21 protein-coding genes are annotated in these 22,010 nt (G+C 71.6%); 13 read left to right on the top strand and 8 right to left on the bottom strand.

Going from position 1 to position 22,010, the window contains the following annotated elements:
- Positions 1-35: 35 nt before the first annotated feature.
- Both ACIBVQ_RS05325 and ACIBVQ_RS05320 read left to right on the top strand, forming a co-directional pair.
- Complete coding sequence (locus ACIBVQ_RS05325) at positions 36-977, top strand: NADP-dependent oxidoreductase (RefSeq protein WP_399175772.1); 942 nt, start codon at positions 36-38, stop codon at positions 975-977.
- 168 nt (positions 978-1,145) lie between these two features.
- Entirely contained in the window at positions 1,146-2,252 is a 1,107-nt protein-coding gene (locus ACIBVQ_RS05320) for a nucleotide disphospho-sugar-binding domain-containing protein (RefSeq protein ID WP_399175770.1), read from the top strand.
- A gap of 58 nt (positions 2,253-2,310) precedes the next feature.
- Here ACIBVQ_RS05320 and ACIBVQ_RS05315 read toward each other — a convergent pair whose 3' ends face one another.
- Positions 2,311-2,886 (bottom strand): helix-turn-helix transcriptional regulator, encoded by a 576-nt coding sequence (locus tag ACIBVQ_RS05315; RefSeq protein ID WP_362916646.1) that lies wholly within the window; start codon positions 2,884-2,886, stop codon positions 2,311-2,313.
- Between the two features lie 47 nt (positions 2,887-2,933).
- Between ACIBVQ_RS05315 and ACIBVQ_RS05310 the strand changes: the two genes are divergently transcribed.
- Positions 2,934-3,803, top strand: a complete 870-nt coding sequence (locus tag ACIBVQ_RS05310) for a methyltransferase domain-containing protein (protein WP_362916648.1) — start codon at positions 2,934-2,936, stop codon at positions 3,801-3,803.
- Between the two features lie 88 nt (positions 3,804-3,891).
- Here the strand turns inward: ACIBVQ_RS05310 and ACIBVQ_RS05305 are convergent, their stop codons facing one another.
- Positions 3,892-4,923: a DMT family transporter gene (locus tag ACIBVQ_RS05305; protein ID WP_399175768.1), complete on the bottom strand. Its 1,032-nt coding sequence runs from the start codon at positions 4,921-4,923 to the stop codon at positions 3,892-3,894.
- A gap of 73 nt (positions 4,924-4,996) precedes the next feature.
- On the opposite strand from ACIBVQ_RS05305, the gene ACIBVQ_RS05300 reads away from it, so the two are divergent.
- Positions 4,997-5,914: a LysR family transcriptional regulator gene (locus ACIBVQ_RS05300; protein WP_399175766.1), complete on the top strand. Its 918-nt coding sequence runs from the start codon at positions 4,997-4,999 to the stop codon at positions 5,912-5,914.
- A 12-nt stretch (positions 5,915-5,926) separates the two neighbouring features.
- Here ACIBVQ_RS05300 and ACIBVQ_RS05295 read toward each other — a convergent pair whose 3' ends face one another.
- Complete coding sequence (locus tag ACIBVQ_RS05295) at positions 5,927-6,355, bottom strand: hypothetical protein (RefSeq protein WP_399175764.1); 429 nt, start codon at positions 6,353-6,355, stop codon at positions 5,927-5,929.
- A 1,004-nt stretch (positions 6,356-7,359) separates the two neighbouring features.
- Between ACIBVQ_RS05295 and ACIBVQ_RS05290 the strand changes: the two genes are divergently transcribed.
- Together ACIBVQ_RS05290 and ACIBVQ_RS05285 are read left to right on the top strand one after the other, a co-directional pair.
- Positions 7,360-9,816, top strand: a complete 2,457-nt coding sequence (locus tag ACIBVQ_RS05290; RefSeq protein WP_399175762.1) for a M14 family metallopeptidase — start codon at positions 7,360-7,362, stop codon at positions 9,814-9,816.
- 145 nt (positions 9,817-9,961) lie between these two features.
- Positions 9,962-10,885 (top strand): glycerophosphodiester phosphodiesterase, encoded by a 924-nt coding sequence (locus ACIBVQ_RS05285; RefSeq protein WP_399175760.1) that lies wholly within the window; start codon positions 9,962-9,964, stop codon positions 10,883-10,885.
- On the opposite strand, the gene ACIBVQ_RS05280 is transcribed toward ACIBVQ_RS05285, so the two are convergent.
- Positions 10,795-11,958 (bottom strand): methyltransferase, encoded by a 1,164-nt coding sequence (locus tag ACIBVQ_RS05280; protein ID WP_399175758.1) that lies wholly within the window; start codon positions 11,956-11,958, stop codon positions 10,795-10,797. The two genes, ACIBVQ_RS05285 and ACIBVQ_RS05280, sit on opposite strands and share 91 nt — an antisense overlap.
- A 74-nt stretch (positions 11,959-12,032) precedes the next feature.
- Here ACIBVQ_RS05280 and ACIBVQ_RS05275 point away from each other — a divergent pair, with 74 nt between their 5' ends.
- From ACIBVQ_RS05275 to ACIBVQ_RS05265, 3 genes are all read left to right on the top strand, one after another.
- Positions 12,033-12,584 (top strand): MFS transporter, encoded by a 552-nt coding sequence (locus tag ACIBVQ_RS05275; RefSeq protein ID WP_362916662.1) that lies wholly within the window; start codon positions 12,033-12,035, stop codon positions 12,582-12,584.
- 120 nt (positions 12,585-12,704) lie between these two features.
- On the top strand, positions 12,705-13,286 hold the full coding sequence (locus tag ACIBVQ_RS05270) for a copper resistance protein CopC (RefSeq protein WP_399175755.1): 582 nt from the start codon (positions 12,705-12,707) through the stop codon (positions 13,284-13,286).
- Between the two features lie 43 nt (positions 13,287-13,329).
- Positions 13,330-13,977, top strand: a complete 648-nt coding sequence (locus ACIBVQ_RS05265) for a hypothetical protein (protein WP_399175753.1) — start codon at positions 13,330-13,332, stop codon at positions 13,975-13,977.
- 22 nt (positions 13,978-13,999) lie between these two features.
- Here the strand turns inward: ACIBVQ_RS05265 and ACIBVQ_RS05260 are convergent, their stop codons facing one another.
- A complete protein-coding gene (locus ACIBVQ_RS05260; RefSeq protein WP_352009394.1) occupies positions 14,000-14,950 on the bottom strand; it encodes a glucosyl-3-phosphoglycerate synthase in 951 nt (316 codons plus the stop codon).
- Between the two features lie 130 nt (positions 14,951-15,080).
- Here ACIBVQ_RS05260 and ACIBVQ_RS05255 point away from each other — a divergent pair, with 130 nt between their 5' ends.
- Positions 15,081-16,736, top strand: a complete 1,656-nt coding sequence (locus ACIBVQ_RS05255; RefSeq protein WP_399175751.1) for a hypothetical protein — start codon at positions 15,081-15,083, stop codon at positions 16,734-16,736.
- Here ACIBVQ_RS05255 and ACIBVQ_RS05250 read toward each other — a convergent pair.
- Positions 16,721-18,190, bottom strand: a complete 1,470-nt coding sequence (locus ACIBVQ_RS05250) for a helix-turn-helix domain-containing protein (protein ID WP_352009392.1) — start codon at positions 18,188-18,190, stop codon at positions 16,721-16,723. The genes ACIBVQ_RS05255 and ACIBVQ_RS05250 overlap by 16 nt on opposite strands.
- 226 nt (positions 18,191-18,416) lie before the next feature.
- Between ACIBVQ_RS05250 and aceA the strand changes: the two genes are divergently transcribed.
- On the top strand, positions 18,417-19,709 hold the full coding sequence (aceA, locus tag ACIBVQ_RS05245) for an isocitrate lyase (RefSeq protein WP_399175749.1): 1,293 nt from the start codon (positions 18,417-18,419) through the stop codon (positions 19,707-19,709).
- Between the two features lie 152 nt (positions 19,710-19,861).
- Here aceA and mihF read toward each other — a convergent pair whose 3' ends face one another.
- A complete protein-coding gene (mihF, locus tag ACIBVQ_RS05240) occupies positions 19,862-20,182 on the bottom strand; it encodes an integration host factor, actinobacterial type (protein ID WP_352009390.1) in 321 nt (106 codons plus the stop codon).
- A gap of 160 nt (positions 20,183-20,342) precedes the next feature.
- On the opposite strand from mihF, the gene ACIBVQ_RS05235 reads away from it, so the two are divergent.
- Both ACIBVQ_RS05235 and ACIBVQ_RS05230 read left to right on the top strand, forming a co-directional pair.
- A complete protein-coding gene (locus ACIBVQ_RS05235; protein ID WP_352009389.1) occupies positions 20,343-20,516 on the top strand; it encodes a hypothetical protein in 174 nt (57 codons plus the stop codon).
- Between the two features lie 313 nt (positions 20,517-20,829).
- The gene (locus tag ACIBVQ_RS05230) at positions 20,830-21,117 is read left to right on the top strand and encodes an HU family DNA-binding protein (protein ID WP_184714124.1); all 288 of its coding nucleotides are present in this window, start codon (positions 20,830-20,832) and stop codon (positions 21,115-21,117) included.
- A gap of 32 nt (positions 21,118-21,149) precedes the next feature.
- Here ACIBVQ_RS05230 and ACIBVQ_RS05225 read toward each other — a convergent pair whose 3' ends face one another.
- Positions 21,150-21,965 (bottom strand): ATP-binding cassette domain-containing protein, encoded by an 816-nt coding sequence (locus ACIBVQ_RS05225; protein WP_352009388.1) that lies wholly within the window; start codon positions 21,963-21,965, stop codon positions 21,150-21,152.
- Between the last annotated feature and the right edge of the window lie 45 nt (positions 21,966-22,010).

Here is a 22,010-nt window from a genome sequence, read left to right as displayed (position 1 = left end):
CGCCCGCGCACCCCGATCAAGGCTCAAGGAGTGTCATGTCCTCTTCGTCCTTCCCCACCGTCGGCAGGGCCGTCGTCGTCTCCTCCTACGGCGGCGCCGAGGAACTGCGGCTCGCCGAGGTGCCCGTCCCCTCCCCCGGTCCCGGCCAGGTGCTGCTGCGGGTGCGCGCCGCCGGGGTCAACCCGGTCGACTGGAAGATCCGGGCCGGACTGCTCAAGGAGTTCCTGCCGGTCGACCTGCCGTACACGCCGGGAGGCGAGGCGGCCGGTGAGGTGGTGGCGGTCGGCGAGGGCGTGAGCGCCTGGGCGGCCGGGGACGAGGTCCTCGGCCCGGTCGCGGGCGGGTACGCCGAGTACGCCCTCGCCGACGCCGCCCTGCTCTCCGCCAAACCGGCCGGCCTGTCCTGGGAGGCCGCCTCCGGGCTGTACACCTCGGCGGAGACGGCCAACCGGGTGCTGGACCTCCTCAAGGTCGGTGCGGGGGAGACCCTGCTGGTCCACGGGGCCGCCGGCGGTGTCGGCGGCCTGGTGGTGCAGTTCGCGGTCGCGTCCGGCGCCCGTGTCGTCGGTACGGCCGGCGCGGCGAACCACGATTACCTGCGTGAGCTCGGCGCGGTTCCTGTCTCCTATGGAGAGGGGGTGTTCGACCGGGTTCGTGAGGTGGCGCCCCAGGGGGTGGACGCCGTGCTGGACGCGGCCGGGGGCGCGCTGGCCGGTTCGGTCGGCCTCCTCGGTGGCCCCGAGCGGATCGTCGGCATCGTGAGCGTGCCGGAGGCCGTCGAGACCGGGACGCGCTTCACCGGGGGCGGCGAGGGGGAGAGCCACGGTGTCCAGGCCGTGGCACGGGCTCTGGCCCTGCACGCGGCAGGGACCCTCGCCCTGCCGGTCCGCGCCGTCCTCCCGCTGGCCGACGCCGCGGGGGCGCACCGGCTCAGTGAGGAGGGGCACGGACGCGGCAAGATCGTCCTGGTGCCCTGACTCCCGTGAGAAGTCACCCGGGTGGCTCTTGATCAACACGTGTGGGATTCGGTTGACTTGACCCCGGAAGAGCAAGGTCAAGAAAACAGGGTGTCAAACGACAGAGGGGACCTGTCAGAAATGCACGTGCTTTTCGTACCTGCTCCGGGAATCGGGCATGTGTTTCCCATGGTGCCGCTCGCGTGGGCGTTCCGCCTCGCCGGCCACGAGGTCACCTTCGCCGCCGCCGGGGACGCCCTCGCGGTCCGCGACGCCGGGTTCCTCACACTGGACGCCGTACCCGGCCTCACCACGGCGCGGATGATCGCCGACTTCAAGGAGGGTCCCGCGGCCGAGCGTCTCCAGCAGCCCCGGGAGGGCATCAGTCCCGAGGAGCTGGAGCAGATCAAGCCGCTTGTCGTCGCGATGTGGGACGGCTACGTGGACGGGCACGTCAGGCTCGCCGAGCGCCTGCGCCCTGACCTGATCGTCTACGACCCGATCTTCACCGCGGGGCCGGTGGCCGCCGCCAAGCTGGGCGTGCCGTGTGTCGCGCACAGCTACGGGGTCGGTGGGTTCGAGCCCGAGGTCTTCGATCAGGCGCCCGCGAACGAGGCGTTCCTGCGCCACGGTGTCACGGTGCCCAAGGGCGTCGAGACGATCGGCGTCGTCCCGTCCTCCCTGGAGATCGGGCCCCGGCCCCGGTGGTCGATGCGTTACACGCCCTACAACGGCGGCGGGCTGCTGCCCGAGTGGCTGCTCGACGAGGGCGACCGGCCCCGGGTCGCGGTCACCCTGGGCACGGTGGTTCCCGAGACCCACGGGCTCGGCGAGTTCGCCCCGATCATCGAGGCGGCCGAGGCGGTGGACGCGGAGTTCGTGATCGCCACGGGCTCCGGCGAGACCTCGTGGTCCACGCCCCTGCCGCCGAACGTCCGGGTGACCGGCTGGGTGCCGCTCGGGGCTCTGCTGCGCGGCAGCGCGGCGGCCATCCACCACGGCGGCGCGGGCACCACCCTGACCTGCTCCGCGCTGGGCGTTCCGCAGCTCATCCTGCCCAACGGAGCCGACCGGCACATCAACGCCGAGACGCTGGCCGCCAGGGGCAGCGCGCTCACCACACTGATCGGTGACCTGCAGGTGCCGCTGATCGAGCGCCTGCTGACCGACGAGGCGCTGCGCGCGACGGCGCACGAGGTCAGGGCCGAGATCGAGGCGCTGCCCACACCGGCCGAGATCGCCGCCGAACTGGCGGCGCTGTACACCCCGGACGCGCTCAGGCCCGCCGTGGCGTGACGCCGCGGGCCGGCCCGGCCCTACCCCGGACCTCATGTCATGGGTACGGCCGGGCCGGTCAGGGCAGCTGCCACAGGTGGGTGCGCTGCCCCTCGTGGTCGAGGACGCACAGGATCTCCGCCGGGCCGTCCTCGGCCCCGAAGGCGTGCGGGATCATGGTGGAGAACTCGGCCGCCTGCCCGGCCTCGACCCTGATGGTCCGCTCCCCCAGCAGCAGCGTGAGGGTTCCGGACAGGACGGTGAACCAGTCTCTGCCGGGGTGGACCTTCAGCTCGTCGACGCCGCGCCGTACGGGCTTGGTGACGCGCATCTTCGCAACGGTCACCCCGTGCGGCCCGTCGCGTCCGCCCAGCATCCAGGTGGTCAGCCCCCGCCCCTCGTCGTGCCTCGGCCTGATCACCACGTCCTCGTCGCCCACGGGCTCGACGAGCTGGTCGATGGTGGTGCCCAGGGCCCGGGCGATCGCGCTGAGCTGGTCGAGGCTGATGCGCCGGTGGCCGGTCTCGATGCGGCTCAGGGTCGAGGGGCTCAGGTAGCAGCGGCCCGCCAGGTCGTCGAGCGACCAGCCCCTGGCCACGCGCAGCCCTCTGATCCGCCCGCGCACCACGCTGTCGAGATCACCGTCTTGCTTCATACGCAAGATGGTATGTCATCGACGCAAACTCCTCGTAGGGTTCCCTCATGGGAAACCCTCACCACCACCATCATCACCACGCCACCGCCGACCACGACGGCTCGGGCATGGCCGAGCTGCTCGATCTGGACGCGGAGGTCCTGCACGCCCACCTGGCCGAGGTGACGGACCTGATCGCCGGACTGGCCGCGGACTCGCCGCCCCGTACGATCCTCGACCTGGGCAGTGGCACGGGAACCGGCGTCCTGACGCTGCTCGCGCGGTTCGGGGAGGCCGAGGGGATCGCCCTCGACCAGGACGAGCACATGCTGCGCCGCCTCACGGACCGGGCCCGCGCCCTCGGCCTCGACCGGCGGGTCCGCACCGTCCAGGCGGACCTGGACACCGCCTGGCCGTCCGTCGGCGCCGTCGACCTGGTCTGGGCCTCGGCCTCCATGCACCACATGGCGGACCCCGGCCGCGTCCTGGCCGACGTCCACGCGGCCCTCAGACCCGGAGGGCTGCTGGCCGTACTCGAAATGGACTCCCTGCCGATGCCGCGTTTCCTGCCCGACGACCAGGGCGTCGGCCGTCCCGGGCTTGAGGCGCGCTGTCACGCCCTCCTGGCGGAGATGCGCGCCGAGCACATGCCGCTCCTGGGATCCGACTGGGGGGCTCCGCTGGCCGAGGCGGGGTTCACCGTCGAGACCGAGCGGAACTTCGCCATCGACCTGCGGCCGCCACTGCCCGCCGCGACGGGCCGCTACGCCCTGGCGACCCTGCGGCGCGTCCGCTCCGGCGTCGAGAACCTGCTGGACGCCGACGACCTGGCCGCGCTCGACGTTCTCCTCGACGGCGACGGCCCGGAGTGCGTGCTGCGGCGGACGGACCTCACCGTCCGTACCACAAGGACCGTGTGGCTGGCCAGAAGGCCGTGACCGGCGGGCCGGACGACCGCCCGGACGGCTGTGTGGTCGCGCCGGACCGGATCAGGCGGGCAACCGGCCGACCGGCCCGTCGAGGTGGTCAGGGGTGATCGGGCCCGCATCGCACGGGACGCGCATGTAGCTCGGCGCCAGGAGACGGTCCGGCACTCCCAGGGCGTCGGACGGGTCCTGCCCGCCGGACCGCCGCGGGCGAGGGGTTCGTGCGGGCACCGGCGCGCCGGAGCTGGAGGACGGCCACGGACGACAACACCAGCGCGCCGCCGGCGAGCTGCACCGGGGTCAGGGACTCGCCGAGGAAGACAGCGGCCAGCGCGGCGGTGACGACGGGCTCGAAGGTGGACATGATGGCGGCGGTCGACGGGCCGGTGCGCCTGAGCCCGGCGAAGAAGGTCAGCATCGCCACGACGGTGGAGACCACGGCGATGCAGGCCAGCCAGAGCCATCCCGGCGCCCCGAAACGGAGATCGACGCCGCCGGTGAGCAGGGCGCGGGCGCCGAGGGTGCCGGCCGCACCGGTCATCACCAGCGCGGACAGCGCCACCGGTGCCAGCCGGTGCACGACGGTGTCGGCGACGAGGATGTAGACGGTGTAGGTGATCGCGGAGGTGAAGGCCAGCAGCGCCCCGAGCGGGTGGAAGCTCACGCCGCCGGCGCCGAGCAGGACCAGAAGCGTTCCGCCCGAGGCGGCCGCCAGCGCCGCTCCGCGTGCGGGGGTGAGCCGGTCACGGCCGAGCAGCACCGCCACCACGGTGACCATGACCGGGTAGGTGTAGAGGATCAGAGCCAGCAGGGACGCGTCCATCAGCCGCAGCGCGGAGAAGAACAGACTCGCCTGCGTGGCGTACCCGACGGCACCCAGGCCGACGGCGACGGCCGTCACCCGGCCGCGCGTCATCGCCGGCCGACCGGCCGCCTCACCCCGGGGGGAGCCGGAGGCGGCGCGGCGCAGCCCCGGCCGTACCAGCAGGACGACCCCGAGCAGGACGGCGGCCAGGGCGAAGCGCACCAGCAGCAGCGCCCCGGGGGAGACACCGGCGTCGTAGGCGAGCTTGCCGAAGATCGCCATGGCGCCGAAGCAGGCCGCGGACAGAAGACACAGTGCTGCACCCATGCGCCCAAGGATTGGACACCTGACCCATCGGGTCCAGCGATGATTCCTGGAGGTGACCCGTTAGGGTTTCCGAATGATCGAGCTGGACCTTCGACGGCTGCGCTTTCTGCGGGAGTTCGAGGAACGAGGCACCCTGGCCGCGGTCGCCGCGGCCCTTGGCTACAGCCCCTCCACGGTCTCCCAGCAGCTCGCCCTGCTGGAGAGGGAAACCGGCGCCCGGCTGCTCGACAAGGCCGGGCGCGGTGTGCGGCTTACCGACGCCGGACGCCTGCTCGCTCAGCACGCGCGGGTGTTGCTTTCGGCCGCCGAGGCTGCGGAGGCCGACCTTGCCACCCTCAGCGGCGTCATCCGGGGCACTGTCCGCGCCGGCGGCCTGCAATCGGCGGCCCGCCGCCTCCTCATCCCGGCGGTGGCCCGCATGAAGGCGGACCACCCGCAGGTTCGCGTGGAGATCTTCGAGCTGGAGCTCGAACAGTCCCTGCCGGGTCTACGCCTGGGCGCGGTCGACCTCGTCATCGGCGACGAGTACGACAGCCACCCCCGCCCTCGCCCGGCCGGGCTCCGCTTCACGCTTCTGCTCGAAGAACACCTGAAGATCGTGCTGCCGGCCGCGCATCGGCTCGCCCGGCCCGGGAGACCCGTGGCGCTCACCGACCTGCGATCCGACATCTGGGCCGCCTCGGCCGAGGGCACCGGTCACCACGCCATGGTCGTCGGGACCTGCCGCGCCCTCGGCGGCTACGAGCCCGACATCCGGCACCGCTCCGGCGACGCCGACGTCCAACTCGAACTCGTCCGCGCCGCGACCGCCGTCGCCCTCATGCCGACCCTGAGCCTGCCCGGCGACGACCCCGCCCTCGCGATCCGGGACATCGCAGGAACCACCCTCAGACGCCGCCTGGTCGCCGTCACCCGGGACACCCCGCCCACTCCCGCGCTGACCGCCCTCCTGACAGCCGTGACGGACCAGGTGCGCAAACTCGGCCTGTAGAAGCCCGTCGGGTCAACCGTCCGGCGTTGTTCGCGGGCCGGAAACCGTGGGCGGTCCACAGCGGAAGAGGTCAGGGCAGAGCGATTCGATCCAGGACGTGAGGTCCACGGCCTCGACCTCGAAGTCCTCGGGGCCCAGGTCGCCCAGGTCTGACGAGAACACGGCGGAGCACGGATCACCGGCGCGCAGGAGAAACCCGCGGCCACCGCTGTCGTCGCCGATGAGGACGAAACCCGGTGCGCACCGCGTGACGTCGTAGGTGGCGTTGCGTTCACCGACGCACCCAGCCGGGTACACGGTCACACCGGCATCGGTCGCCAGGCCGTCCTTCACCTTCCACAGAGCCACCAGCGGAGCCGGAAGGCCCGGCCCGATTTCGGCCCGGGCGCGCGCCACATCAGCCGGCGTGGCCGCCGCCTGCCCGGGAACCGGCTCCGCCATGTCGACCTCGCCCCTCCGTCCTGCCGGGTCCGCGGCTCCGGGAATCCGAAGCGACCCCGGCGCCACGACAAGCATGGGAACGAACACTGTCACCAGGCCTGTCCGCGGGCAAACCACCGCCCTGCCCGATCACGCTCCACGGCTGGAGTACCGGACCTTCACCTCCACCCCGCTGAACATCCCGGAGAACGGACTCTGTGTCGACCGGCGACGGGTTCACCGGGCTTCCGGCCTGCCGCATGGCCGTCCGGATCGCCGCGATCATACCGGTGGCCGGGCCTTCTGCCCCGGTACCGGCGACGACCGCGGTCCCGCTCGTGCCATCTCGGTCATCGACGTCCACGGAACGACCGACGGAACCATCCCCTATGGGGGAAACGTCACGCGGGGCCCTCCCGACATCCGGAAACGGATCTTCACGTGGGTGGTACGCAACGACCGCGCCAGGCGTGCCTCCCCCGGCATCGCGATCTCCCTGCGGGGGAACCGCGCCGAGGACGCGGAAGTCGAGCACGTCGCGACGGCGGCCCGGGGAGCTCCAGGAGGGACGCGGTCAACGGCCCCACGTTCCGACAAAGGAAATGACAGAGCATGTTTTCCCGGTGTTCCACACCCGGCGGTCATGAGGCGACACGGCCTTTCTGGGCATCCGGAACACGCGTTCTCCGACGAAGGAGCTCATCCGTAAAGCGAAGACCCATATCCCGGGAAATCCAGCGAAGACCGGCCACGCCCCGAGAAAAAACGCCGGACGGCCTGGCCACACCCCCGAACACACACCCCCGAGGCCCATGGCCGCAGGCGTCCAGGCCATCCCGGATAGCACAATCCAAACGACACATAATGAAATTTCACTTCAATCGAATGGGAATCGTATAACCCTACGCCGTCCGAACCGGGGGACTTGACGAAGATGATCTTATCGATCAAGATTTCCCTCCGATTGTGTGCTCATTCCGTGACACCCCCTACTCGGCCGAGCGCACCAACTGGAGGAATCTCGCATGAGAAGTTCTCTCAACGGCAGAGGGAGCGGCCGCGTCGTGGCCGCGTTCGTCCTGCCCGTCGTCCTGGCGCTCGGCGCCACCCCGGTGCTCGCCAGCCCCCCTCCCCCGGCCCCGTCCGGCGGCGAGGTGGTCCCCGACCGGCAGCCGAGCACCACGCAGGACGGGGTCGCCCTGCTGCGGGTCGTCGTCCCCGGCCAGGCGGCCGTCGACCGCCTCAACGCCCTGGGCGTCGACCTCGCGGAGTACCGCAAGGCCGTCGACGACGGGATCGAGGTGCACGCCGTACTCAGCCCCCAGGAGGCGCGGGAGCTGCGCGGGCAGGGCTTCGACGTCCGTGACGCCGTGCCCGGCCAGGCCGCTTTCGCGGCGAACCAGGCGGAACGGCGGACCGCGATGTCGGCCGCGGTCACCGCCGCGCAGCAGAACGACACCCTGACCCCGCTGCGCGCGGAGTGGTTCACCAGCACCGACGACCGGCGGTTCCTCTCGGTCGAGGTCAAGTCGAGCGCGACCGACGCCGAGACCGTGCTCACGGCCACCTGGGACTCGGGGCGGGGCACTCCCCCCGACTCGGGCGGAACGGCCACGCTGTCACGCCTCACCGACGCCGGACAGTACATGTACCACCGCTTCGACTACCCGCTGCCGGTGACGCAGGCCCCCTCGCGCGTGACGATCAAGAGCAGCCGCGGCGGCTCGGTCACGGTCCCGGTCACCAAGTGGCTCGGCGAACGGCGCACACCGCCCGGCGGGCACTACGTCTCCGACTTCGTCGACCACTACATGGACCCGACCGAGGTCACCGGCCGGATCACCGCCCTGGCCGCCGAGTTCCCCAGGATCACCCAGATCATCGACCTGCCGTACAAGACGAACGGCTACCGCAGGGCCGCGCAGGCGCAGTTCGGCACGGGCGCGGCGAGCACGTTCTACGTGACCTCGACCGCGTACGGCTCGCAGGGCGGCAACGACGTCAGCCTCGCCCTGACCCGCCCCGAGGCCGCCTCCTCCCCGCTGAGCGTCACGGTCACCGGCAAGGACGTCGTGGTCGGCCTGGCCACCGACGCCTCCGGCGCGATCTCCAGCACCGCCCGTCAGGTGGTCGACGCGCTCAACGCGAACACCGCGGCCTCGGCGCTGCTGACCGCCGCCACCTACCGGGGCGACCAGGGCGGCGGTCTGGTCGCCGCGGCCCCCGCGACCCGGCTGACCGACGGCCTGAAGGCGCCGCAGAGCGTCTCACGTGAGCCGTTCCAGATGAAGGCGCTGCGCGTCGGCACCAAACGGGGCGGTCCGAAGGTCGGAGTCTTCCTCTACTGCCAGGAGCACGCCCGTGAGTGGGTGACCCCGCTGGTCTGCGTGGAGACGGCGGAACGGCTGCTGCGCAACTACGCGCACGACCCGCGGACCAGGAGGATCGTCGACGACCTCGACATCTTCATCCTGCCGACGTCCAACCCGGACGGCGGGCACTACAGCTTCTACGACTACAACATGCAGCGCAAGAACATGACCAACCACTGCCCGGCCAAGGCCGCCGACCCGGCCTCGCGCAACTCGTGGGGCGTCGACCTGAACCGCAACTTCTCCGTCGGCTCCATGTTCGACGGCTACCTCGGGGCTTCCTCCGACTGCACCAGCGGCGTGTTCGCGGGCCCGTCCGAGCTGTCGGAGCCCGAGGACCGCAACCAGGTCTGGCTCACCAGGAAGTACCCCAACATCAAGTTCGCGATGAACACCCACTCCTACGGCGGCTACTTCATGTGGCCTCCCGGCGCCTACAAGGAGGCCGGTCGCGAGACGCTGCCGCGGACCGATCTGGGCACGGAGAACTACTTCTGGGAGTCCTCCCGGCACATCCTGTCCGCGGTGCAGGAGAGGCGCGGCACCGCGATCTGGCCCGGCCGTACCGGGCCGGTGCCGGACGTGCTGTACTCGGCGGCGGGCAACAGCGCCGACGAGCACTGGTACAACCGCGGCATCATCGGCTGGGACTTCGAGGTCGGCGCCGACCTCTACGACCCGGCGACCAAGCGCTTCCAGCCGGTGGGCTTCCAGCCTCCGTTCGCCGAGGGGCACGAGGAGGCGATGGAGTTCTCCAGCGGCCAGATCGCCATCCTGGAGGTCGCCAGGGCCTACTCGGGCGACCGGCGGCGTCCCGGCTCCGAGCTGAAGGTGACCGGCAGGACCGGCGCCTCGGCCACGTTCACCTTCACCACCGACGAGCCCGCGAACGTCTACTACACGCTGGACGGCAGCAGGCCGACGCTGAACTCTCCCAAGCTCGTCGCCGCCGGGACGCGTGAGGGGGCGCAGCGGATCACGGTCGACCGTACGACCGAGGTGCACTGGTTCTCCGTGGACATCGCGGGCAACGTGGAGCGCGGCTACCGCCCGGGCGGACCGGGCGCGAACTACCGCAGGCAGCGGGTCGAGGTACGCGGCGACCGATGACCGGTGACCCGGTACGGCCGCCGGCCCAGGCCGGCGGCCGTACCGGGCATGACCGGCCCTTTGCGGATTGATGACACACAGTTACAGTCAATAACTGTGTGTACCATTCCCCGGCTTCCTGTTCCCCGGTCCGACATCCACCCTCGTGTCCTCTGGTAGCCCGGCCGCCGTCAGGCTCGCGCGCGGGACGCTGGTGCTCGCCGCGCTGGCCGTCGTGACGCTCGGCCGGGGCGGTGAGCGGACCGCCTCCCTCCCCCCGGTGCCGGCCGGGTGCCCGGCGCCCGCCGTCGTCTCCCACCGCGGGTACGGCCCGCCGGGCACGGAGAACACCCTCAGGGCCTTCCGCGACGCCCTGGCGGCGGGGTCCGGACAGGTCGAGCTGGACGTCCACTTCACCAGGGACCACCAGCCGGTGCTGATGCACGACGCCACGGTCGACCGGACGACCACGGGCACGGGACGGGTCTCCGGCATGACCCTGTCCCGTTTCCGCGCGCTGCGCACCCTGGGCGGCGAGCGGCCCGCGACGCTGGACGAGGCGCTGCGGCTCCTGCGCGCGGCAGGCGGCCGGACGCTGCTCGACCTCAAGGAGGTCCCGGACGCGGCGGACCTGCGTTCCCTCTCCGGCGAGTACCGCCGGCTGAACGCCTACCGGTGGGCGAGCCTGATGTCGTTCTCCCCGGACACGCTGCGGGCGGTGCGCTCCATCCACGCGCGCCGGGGCCTGCTGGCCAGGACGGCCCCTCCGGTCTCGCTGGCCAGGAGGTTCGCCTTCGTCGGAATCCGTCACGACAGGCTCACCGGAAAGCTGGCCCGCGCGTACGCGCGGGCCGGGGTCGCCGTCTACGCCTGGACCCCCAACGACCCCGCCGCGTGGCGGCGCCTGGCGGGCTACGGCGTCGAACGCGTCGTCACCGACGAGACACCCGCCTACCTGGCGTGGGCCGTGCGGCGGTGCGGGACCGGCCCGGTACGGCGTCAGCGCTTGGCGGCCCGCAGGACGACGAACTTCGGGTCGCTCGCGACGACCTCGCAGTTGCCGAAGAGCCTGCGCAGCTTCACGTGGTAGCCGAGGTGCCGGTTTCCCACGACCCACAGCTCACCTCCGCGGCGCAGTGCGGCGCGGGCGCCGGTGAACATCCGCCAGGCGGTCTCGTCGGTCGTCGCCCGGTGGCTGTGGAAGGGCGGGTTGTTCAGCACCAGGTCGACCGATCCGGCGGGTGTCCCGGACAGGCAGTCGCCGACGAGGAACTCCGCCCTGTCCGGGGCGGGGACGTCGTTGGCCAGGAACGTGGCCCGCGCCGAGGCGACCGCCTGGTGGGACTCGTCGACGAAGGTCACCCGCGCCTCCTCGTCGGCCAGCGCCACGGCCAGGCCGACGACCCCGTTGCCGCAACCCAGGTCGACCACGTGCTCCGGCCCCTTGCGACTGGGAAGGTTCCTCAGGAAGAACCTGGTGCCGATGTCGAGGCGGTCGGCGCAGAAGACGCCCGCGTGGTTGACGACGGTCAGGCCGGAGACCGCTCCGACGTCGTCGGGCAGCGTGTAGCTCAGCGGCCAGGGGTTGACGGCCGGGGCCGGGCGCGGCTCCGGCGTGCAGAAGATCAGCCGTGCCTTCCTGACCGCCAGCGACGTCCTGGTCGGCCCGAGGACGCGCTCGAACAGCCGCAGCGTCGAGGTGTGGATCTCGGTGACCATCCCGGTGCCGACGACGACGGTGCCCGGGTGCACGGCCGGGGCCAGACGGCACAGCTGGTCCTCCAGGAGTGCCAGGCTCTTGGGCACCCTGACCAGCAGCACGTCGATCCGCTCCGGGGGCGTGTCCCCGGTCGACAGGAGCCGGACGGCGTCCTGATCGATCCCGTTGCGGGCGAGGTTCGCCCGGGTCGCCTCCTGGGCGAGGAAGGAGTCGGTGATCTGCACGGGCGCGGGCCGGTGGGCGGCCAGCGCGGTGGCCAGGGCTCCCCACCGGTCACCGGACACGACCACCGTGCCGGACAGGGCGACCGGCTCGCCGTCCGCCCCTTCGAGGTGCCGCAGGAGATACTCGTCGGCGGCGTCCCAGGCGCGTAGCTCCTGCCGGGAGCGCTCGGGGAAACGGGCGAGTTCGAACTCGCCCCTTGAGGTCGTCAAACGGTTCATCGCGCCTCAGGCTAGCCCAGCGGCGACGTCCCCCGGTCTTCTCGGGGCCTGACCCGGCTGACAGGATGACGGTCATGGCCCCAGTGGCGTCAGCGCTCCGTCTGCCGCGGGCACTCGTCTTCGCGACGTTGTGCCTCGTGGTCTCCGGCGGTGGCCACGCCCTGGCCGGGGGCGGGGCGGTGCCGCCGTACACGGCCGTCCTCGGGGGGATCGTCGCCCTCTGCCTCGGCTACGCCCTCAACGGGCACGAGCGCGGCCCGCAGGTCGTGCTTCCCGCGAGCGTGGGCGCGCAGGTCCTGCTGCACGAGCTGTTCAGCCGGGCCGCGCCCGTGCCGTACCCGGTGATCCCGCTGGCCCACGGGCACGCCCGGCCCGGCATGACGGCGGTCCACCTCGCGGCGGCGCTGCTGACCGGCTGGTGGCTGTGGCGCGGCGAGAGCGCCCTGTGGCTCATGATCCGCGTGTACGGCGCGCGGCTCCCGATCCTTCCGGTGCTCGCCGCCACCTGGACACCCGCGGCCGTTCCCGTTCTCGTGCCGTTCGTCGAGGCCGTGCCCCTCCCGAGCGGGTGGGCCTGCCCGGTTCCGCGCAGGCGCGGGCCGCCCGCGCTTCCGCGCGCCGGCTGAGGGAGACCCTGGCGGGTCCGGTGGCCGGCACGCCCCGTGATCGGGTGCCCCTGCCGGGGGTGCCTTCCGCCTTGCCCGGCCGCGCCGATCGCGCGTCCGGAAGTCTCCATGGAGTCCGTTATGGCATATCTGCCGCAGTTCATACGCAGAATGGTCCTGGCGGTCGCGGGCTGCGGGGTCCTCCTCGCCCTGACCGCCCCCGCGGCCCTCGCCCACGACCAGCTGCGCAGCAGTTCCCCGGCGAAGAACGCCGAGGTGTCCTCCCCCGAGCGGATCGAGCTGGTCTTCAGCTCCCGGGTCCACTTCCCCGCCGTCGTCCTGCGCCGGACGGACAACACACAGGCGCCCCTGGGCACGCCGCGCACCGAGGGACCGAAGGTGACCGCCGACGTGACACAGCCGCTGGCCCCGGGTGGATACGTGATCGCCTGGCGGGTCGTCTCCTCGGACGGCCACCCCATCGAGGGCGAGATCCCCTTCACCGTGACCGGTTCCGGAGAGCCGTCAGCACCGGGTGAATCCGTCGCGCCCACCGCCTCCGCGGTCCAGGTCTCGGCCTCACCGGCACCCGCCGCGGCGGGTGAGGAGGCTCCGAGCGGCATCCCCTGGTGGATCTGGGCCGCCCTGGCGGCACTCGCGGCGATCGGCGCGGTCGTCTGGTACAGAACGCCCCGTCACGACCGCCCCACGCCGGAGGAATGAGCCCGCGGGCGAACCGCCGGGCGCCGGGATACGTGATGAGGACATGATTAACAGGGTCGTCACCGTCCTCCTCCTGCTGGCCGCCGCCATCGTGGCCTTTCCCGGCACCGCGTGCGCCTGCAGTTGCGCCCCGCTCCAACCCACGGAACAGGTAGGGAACGCGAGTGTCGTCTTCACCGGGACGGTGCTCGCCTCCCGCCCGGCCAAGACCGACGCGTCCGTGCCCGCGCCGGTCGTCTACACCTTCAAGGCCGACCAGGTCTACAAGGGGCAGGCACTGACCGAGTACCAGGTGACGACCAACGCCGACAGCGCGGCCTGCGGCTACAACTTCGAGCAGGGGGCCCGGTACCTGGTGTTCGCGTCCTCCAGGGAGAGCGGCATGATTCCGACCGAGCCGGGGCTGCCGCTGCACACGGCGCTGTGCGACGGCGACCACCGGGTGCGCGCCGGGACGGGGGCGCTGGTCGCGGACGACGGGATCGAGGGGCAGCCGCTGCCCGCGGCCCTGTTGTCCGCGCTCGGCACGCCCACCCGTCCCACTGTCACCACCACCCCCGTGACCCCCGCCCCCGCCGCCTCCTCGGGCGGGGGCTCCTCGCCGTCTCCGTGGGTCTACGTGGCCGGGGCGCTGGTCCTGGCCGCACTGGCGCTGGCCGGGTGGCGGCTGGCCAACCGGCGCGGCGCGTAACCCCGCCGCCCGCGCGGGCCGGTCACTTCGCCGGGCGCCGTCCCTCGACGGTGGCCATCGGGGGCCGCTCGGCCACGGCCACGTCGCGCACGGTCACCTGGTGGCCGTGCGCCCCCCTGCGGAACTGGGCCAGCCGGGGCGAGGGCGTGTGCAGCGAGACCATCTTGTTGTGCCGTTCCAGGCGGGACCAGGCGGTCTGCAGGATCTGCGCGGCCATCCCGCCGAGCGCCTCGGTCGACTGGTGGGAGTGGACACGCCTGCCCAGATCGACCTGGGCCAGGGCGTCGAGGCCGACGAGTTCGAGCAGGTCGACCAGCAGCGCCAGCTCGACTCCGTAGCCGGTGACGAAGGGGACCCGCTCAAGCACGCAGCGCCGCCCGGCGTACTCACCCGCCAGGGGCTGCACGAATCCGGCCAGCAGCGGCCAGTGCAGGTTGAGCAGCGGCCTGGCGACCAGCTCGGTGACCCGCCCGCCCCCGCTCTGCACGTTCTGCAGCGGCCGGTCGTAGCAGCCCTTGACGTAGACCACACCGGGATCGTCGAGCAGCGGGCCGAGCAGCCCGGTCACGAACGACGTGCGGAACTCACGCAGGTCGGCGTCGACGAAGACCAGCAGGTCGCCCGAGGTCACCGCGAGGGACTTCCACAGGGCCTCCCCCTTGCCGTCCAGCGGTTTCAGGTCCGGCAGGATCTCGTCCTGGGCGACCACCCTGGCCCCGGCCTGCGCGGCGCGCGCCGCGGTCTCGTCCACGGAGCGTGAGTCGATGACCACGATCTCGTCGACGAGCGGGGTCCTCTCGACCAGGTCGCGACGGATCGCCGTGACGATCTCACCGACCGTCTCGGCCTCGTCACGCGCGGGAAGCACGACACTGATCGTGCTGTTCCCCTTGGCCTTGAGCAACCAGGGCAGGGACCAGTCATCCGACGACGAGGTGCGCCTGCCCAGCCATGCCTCCACCTCAGGCAGCACAGCCCTTCCTTCCCAGCACCTCGAAATCCACGGGTATCACCCTATGCGGCTCCTATTCTCGGCGGGTACGGGCTCCCGTACCCGCCGCGCAGTGGGAAGATCGGCTCAGAGCGGAGCGAGGAGGGACGGTATGGACCCGGTGGCCGTGATGAGGGCGGCGCGCACCGTCCGTGACGAACTCGGCGGCATGCCGGGTGAGCCTCCGGCAGAGCTCGCCGCCCGGCTCGATCCGCTGCTCGCCGGGGAGGGCGGGCAGCCGCCAGGACCGCTCGCCGAGGCCGTGGTCGCCCTCATCTCCCAGTACGGCCCCGCGTGGGAACGCTTCTGCCTGCTGCTCGGCCAGGACGCGCCCCCGCAGGAGGAGCCTCCGGCCGCGAGCACCGGCCCGCTCGGCCGCGTCCCGTCCGGCGCCTCCCCCGGGCCCGCGCGCTCGGTGATCGGCAGACTGACCGGCGCCTTCCGCCGTCGCCGCAGGCAGGGCGAGTCGTCCGCCGCCGGGCAGGCACCCCCGCTTCCCCTCATCGAGGCGCCCGCCGAGGTCGTCGCGGGCTGGGGAGCCGAGGTCGAGGTCGGCCTGGTGGCCGAGGAGGCACCCGGTGGGCGGGCGGCGCCGTACGGCGGGCTCGGACCTGCCGATCTTGACATCCAGATCGTCGCGGAGGGGTTCGAGGCGCCCGGCGGCTGGCGGGTACGGCTGCGCGCAGACGAGGCCTCGCCGTACCCCAGGGCGAAGGTCGGCCTGGTCGCCGCGGCGCAGGAGCAGCCGGTCACCGCCAGGCAGATCCAGGTGGTGCACGCGGTGCGCGGCCAGGTGGTCGGTTTCGGTGTGCGGGCGCTGGCGGTCCTCGACTCCCCCGGCCTGCTCGGCAGGGACAACGCCCCGCATCCGGTGGCCGGGACCCGGGTTCGGCTCGCCGAGACCGGGCAGGCGCCGGACGTCACGGCGGTCGTCGTCCACGGTGACCGGCCGGGACGGCTGTGGTGGACCTACCAGTCGCCGCACTTCGTCACCCCCGACCAGGCGGAGGTCTGCGAGCTGGGCATGCGGGCCTCGGAGTTCGGGCGGGGCCTGGCCGAGCAGTCCCTGCCCCTGGAGGAGGTGGGGGCGCGGGTCGCGGCGCACGTCCCGCCGGGGTTCTGGGAGCTGCTCAACGCGGTGGCCGGGCGGGTGTCGCCCCGGCGGCCGAGTGTGCTCTTCCTGTCCCAGGAGCCACACGTCCCGTGGGATCTGGCCGTGCTCCAGCATCCGTTCGACCGGTCCCTGCCCGGTTTCCTGAACTGCCAGGCGGTGACGGGGCGCTGGCCGCTCGGCGGGAACCGCCCTGAGCTGCCGCCTCCGGCGCGGGCGGGCGGGCGGGGCATGGCGGTCGTGCACGGCGGGCCGCACCCGCACCCGCTGGTCTCCGCCTTCGGCGCCAGGCAGGTCGGCACCTCGCTGGGCGAGGTGCTCGCGCTGCTGGGCGACCCGCCGGACGTGGTGCACTTCGCCACGGGCGGCCCGGCCCCCGAGTCCCTCGGCCGGGGCATGGGCGGTGGCGCGTTCGTCTTCCTCGACGAGCCCGGTGACTGCCAGCCGTTCCTGTTGGCGGGGGCGTGCGCCGCCGTCGCGCCGTTCAGGCCCGTCGGGGACGGCCTGGTCGAGGAGTTCCACCGGCGCGCCCTGGCCGGGGAGCCTCCGGCCGAGGTGCTGCGCTCGCTGCGCTGCGTCGCCCCGGCGACGGCGCCCGCCTACCAGTTCTTCGGCAACCCCTGGCTCGTGCTGGAGCGCGATCAGCCCGCGGCGTGACGTTCGAGGAAGGCGTAGACGTCGGCCTCGTCGACGCCGGGGAACGACCCCGGCGGCAGTGCGGCCAGGACGTGGGAGTTGCCGCGCGCCGAGGGCCAGGCGTAGCCGTCCCAGCGCTGGGCCAGCTCGACGGGCGGGCGGCGGCAGCAGTCACCGGTCGGGCAGTTCGACCTGGTGCGGTTGGTCGTCTCCCTGCCGCGGAACCAGCGTGACTCCCGGTACGGCACGCCCAGGGTGATCGCGAAGTCCCGCTCCCGCGAGGGGTCGACGTGGGCGATGCAGAAGTAGGTGCCGGTCGGCGAGTCGGAGTACTGGTAGAAGACCGAGAACCTGTCCGGGGAGCGGAAGACCTGGCGTCCCGACCACTGCAGGCACATCCGCTGACCCTCGATCGCCCCCTGCTCGTCGGCGGGGAAGACGATGCCGTCGTTCTCGTAGGCCTTGAAGATGATCCCGCCCGCGTCGTTGCGGACGAAGTGACAGGTCAGGTCGAGGAAGTGGGTGGCGAGGTTGGTGAAGCGGTGCGCGGCCATCTCGTAGGAGACGGCGAACACGTCCCTGAGGTCCTCGACGCTGAGCGCCCTGTCCTGTTTCGCCTCCCTGAGGAAGGGCACGGCGGTCGCCTCGGGCACCAGCACCGCGGCGGCGAAGTAGTTGGCCTCGGTCCGCTGGCGCAGGAAGTCGGCGAAGTCGCGGGGCCTGTGGTGGCCCAGGGCGAGGTGGCCGAGTGTCTGCAGCAGGATCGTGCGCGGGGTGTGCATGCCGAGTTGCTCGTGCTTGACGTAGATGCGCCGGTTGCGCAGGTCGGTGATGGAGCGCACCGTACGGGGCAGGTCCTGGACGGTCTGCACGGTGTAGCCGAAGTGGGTGACCAGGGCCTGGACCGTGCCCTGCGACAGCGCCCCGGTACGGTAGCCGACCGCGGACAGCGCCTCAGCCGCGGCCTTCTCGATCTCCTCGAAGTGGTTTCCCCGTTCGCGCTGCATGCGCCGCAGTTCGGCGTTGGCGACCCGCGCCTCCTCCGGGGTCGCGGTGCCCCTGGCCTGACGTGAGCGCAGCTCGCCGTACAGGCCGAGGATGTGTTCGAGCACGTCGTTGGGGACGCGGGCGGAGACCTTCAGCCTGGCCAGGCCGAGTCCGGCGTACAGCGGGTCGCGCTGGGCCTCCTCAAGCTCCATCTCCAGCTGGGCCCTGCGGTTGGGCGCCTGGCGGCGCAGCAGTTCCTCGACGGGCACGCCGAGCGCGACGGAAAGGGACTTCAGCAGCGACAGCTTGGGTTCGCGCTTGCCGTTCTCCAGCAGCGACAGCTGACTCGGCGCGCGGCCGACGCGTTCACCGAGGTCGGAGAGGGTGAGGCCGCGCTGCTTGCGCAGGTGTCTCAGCCGCTGCCCGAACGCGATGAGGTCGAGCTCCTGCGTCAAGGACAGCGGTTCTTCTCCGACGAGCGATGCCATACCACGATGCTAAACGAAATTTCGAGAGATATTTCAAGCACCCGCGCACCCAACCCGGGATTGGTCTAGTCCATATCGAAAACTATGAATTTCTTCTGCACCCAAGACGACCAATACTTGCCGAAGCAGCAACAAAGTCGATTCTTTCGCTATCGGTGACCTGTTCGTCCCTTTCGATGGGGAACACACTCGGTGCAAGGCACCCAGGGGACGACAAGGAGTGACGATGAACGATCGCCTCAAGGGAGCCGCAGACGAGCTGCGGCGAGAGTGGCAGACCGACCCTCGTTGGGCGGGTACCGAGCGGACCTTCACGGCCGAGGACGTGGTTCGACTCCGGGGCTCCGTCCAGGAGGAGCACACTCTCGCCCGGCTCGGTTCCGAGCGGCTTTGGAAACTGCTCCACACCGAGGACTACGTGCACGCCCTCGGCGCGCTGACCGGCAACCAGGCCGTTCAGCAGGTCAAGGCCGGGCTGAAGGCCATATACCTGTCAGGCTGGCAGGTGGCCGCCGACGCCAACCTGGGCGGGCAGACCTACCCCGACCAGAGCCTCTACCCCGCCAACTCGGTTCCGGCCGTGGTGCGCCGCATCAACAACGCGCTGCTGCGCGCCGACCAGATCACCTGGTCGGAGGAGGAGCGCGACGCCCCCCACTGGCTGGCCCCGATCGTGGCCGACGCCGAGGCGGGCTTCGGCGGAGTGCTCAACGCCTTCGAGCTGATGAAGGGCATGATCGCCGCAGGTGCGGCGGGCGTGCACTGGGAGGACCAGCTCGCCTCGGAGAAGAAGTGCGGCCACCTGGGCGGAAAGGTGCTCATCCCCACCGGCCAGCACGTCAAGACGCTCAACGCGGCCCGTCTCGCGGCCGACGTCGCGGGCGTCCCCTCGGTGATCATCGCGCGGACCGACGCCCAGGCCGCGACGCTCCTGACCACCGACGTCGACCCCCGTGACCAGGCCTTCACCACCGGTGAGCGCACCGCGGAGGGGTTCTACCGCGTCCGCAACGGCGTCGCCGCCTGCATCGCACGGGGCCTGGCCTACGCCCCCTACGCCGACCTGCTGTGGATGGAGACCTCGACTCCGGACCTGGACGTCGCCCGCCGGTTCGCCGAGGCCGTCAAGACCGTCTACCCCGACCAGATGCTCGCCTACAACTGCTCGCCCTCGTTCAACTGGAAGAAGCACCTCGACGACTCCACGATCTCCAAGTTCCAGCGCGAGCTGGGGCACATGGGATACAAGTTCCAGTTCATCACGCTGGCGGGCTTCCACTCGCTCAACTACTCGATGTTCGACCTGGCCAGGAGGTACGCCGAGGAGGGCATGACCGCCTATGTCGGCCTCCAGGAGGCCGAGTTCGCCGCGGAGCGACGCGGCTACACCGCCACCCGCCACCAGCGCGAGGTCGGCACCGGATACTTCGACCTGGTCAGCACGACCGTGGCGCCGGACTCCTCGACCACGGCCCTCAGGGGCTCGACCGAGGAGGAGCAGTTCGAGACGGCTCACTGACCCCTCGGACAAGGGCCCGCCCGGGCGCCTCCAGGGCATGGGATCGCTCCCCGGGCGGGCCCTGCCACCAGGTCGTCGCGTGAGGCCCCGCCGTACGGATCTCCCGAGTCCGTACGGCGGGGCCTTCGCCGTGTTCCGCCTCAGGGCGTCGTTCAGCTCGTCGTCCCGCTCACCAGGGCCCTGATCAGCCTGCGCCGCTGCTGCGCTCCCAGGCCGCCGAGACGGCGGGTCTCGTCGACCTCGGCCCGCTGCATGAGCTGGGCCGCCTTGATGCTGCCGATCCCCGGCAGGGCGCGCAGCGCCTGCGAGACCTTGATGCGCCTGGCGATCTCGTCGTTCCTGGAGAGCAGCTGCTCAAGGCTGATCGATCCCGCCTTGACCTCGGCCAGAAGCCTGGCCCTGGCGACACGGGTCTCGGCGGCCTTGGCGAGGGCCGCCTGACGCTGTTCGGGGGTTAGCTTGGGCAGAACCATGTTGATTTCTCCCTGATTACTTGGATTAAGACCGTCTGTTACCCAGAGCACAACGGCTAATCACCGACGGAAGCGGTCAAACCACATGGCTTACGGGACCTATCACGATATGCCCGGTTGGTTACCCCGGCCTTACCTGACTGTTCGTAGCCTCGACTCCATGGGGATCTGGCGAGGGCCGGACGGCATCGAGGTCGAGGCGGTCGTGCTCAACGATCGACCGTGCCTGCGTGTCACCCGGCGGGTCGGCGAACGGCGGGTTCTGCTGGCGTACTGCCTGGACGTGCGCGAGGTCGGCGAGCACGTCGATCTCGCCGAGCTCGTCGCGACATAGAACGACACGGGAGTGGTGGAGGCCGCTCACACGCCCGGCGCGGTTTCACAGATCACGGTCACGTCCGATCCGGTACCCGTGTGAACTTTCACGGCCCGTGAGACGTCCGAGTAGTGGGAGGCCCGAATGGAAGTTCTGGACGGCCTCGTCGACGAAGACCTCCGCCTGGAGCTCATCCTCGTCGAGGCCTTGTACGGGGAAGCGGAACGGCTGGCCGCCCAGTCGGACCGCTGAAGGCCCCAGGTGCCTGCCGTCCCCCCATGGGACGGCAGGCACCTCCCCGACGATGAGGGGAATGGCGTTAACTGTCCCCATGAACAAGCGCGAGCTGATCGAGAAGGCCGCGGCCGAGGCGGGACTCACCAGGAGGCAGACCGCGGCGGCCCTCGAAGCGATCCTGGGAACCATCCAGACAGCCGTCGCGGCCGAGGAGAAGGTCGCGATCCCAGGCTTCGGTTCCTTCGAGATCGTCCACAAACCCGCACGGACCGGCCGTAACCCACAGACCGGGGAACCTCTGGAGATCGCCGAGACCTGGACCGCGAGGTTCAAGCCGAGCCCGGGGTTCATGGGCCTCATCCGCCAGCGCAAGAAGGACTGACCCCACCGGGCGCGGAACCGGCCGGTCCCGTGTCAGCTCCGTACGGCCACAGCCGACCAGCGTCCTTCGTGCCGGCCGACCCGCAGCGGCCTGCCGAAGCAGCCGGACAGGTTCTCCTCCGTCAGCACCCGCTCGACCGGCCCCGCCGCGCAGATCCGCGACTCGCGCATCAGCAGAGCGTGGGTCGTGGTCGCGGGCACCTCCTCAAGGTGGTGGGTGACCGTGACCGTGGTCAGCGCGGGCCGGGTCATGGCGAGGCCCTCCACCGCGGTGATCAGGTCCTCCCGGGCCGGAAGGTCGAGCCCGGCGAACGGCTCGTCGAGCAGCAGGAGAACCGGATCGGCCATCAACGCCCTGGCGACGCGGATCCTGGCCCGCTCTCCCTGCGAGCAGACCCGGAAGAGCCGCTCAGCCAGCTCCCCGCAGCCCATCTCGCCCAGCATCCGGTGGGCGCGTTCGTGCTCCTCGGGCCGGTAACGGTCCCACAGCGGGGCGCTCGTGCCGGTGTGACCGGTCAGCACGACCGTGTGGGCGCTCGCGCCCTCCTCCTCAAGCAGTTCCTCGTCGACAAGCCGCTGGCTCGCGGCGACCAGGCCGATGTGGCGGCGCAGTTCCCGCAGGTCCATCCGGCCAAGCCGCTGGCCGAGCACGGTCACCGTGCCCTCCGTCGGATGCCGTACGGCCGCCGCCAGCGACAGCAGAGTCGTCTTGCCCGCGCCGTTCGGCCCGAGCACCACCCAGTGCTCGCCGTACCCGACCCGCCAGTCGACCCCGTCCAGCAACGTCCCACCGACCACCCGGACACCGACGCCGCTCAACTCGACCGCACCCGGCGCGAGTCCGCCCACAGGCCTCCCCCTCCGACTCGACACGCGCCGATCACCCTAACGGAC

The sequence above is a fragment of the Streptosporangium sp. NPDC049376 genome, from assembly GCF_044466505.1.
Lineage (GTDB): Bacteria > Actinomycetota > Actinomycetes > Streptosporangiales > Streptosporangiaceae > Streptosporangium.
This window is presented reverse-complemented; position numbering and strand designations above follow the sequence as displayed.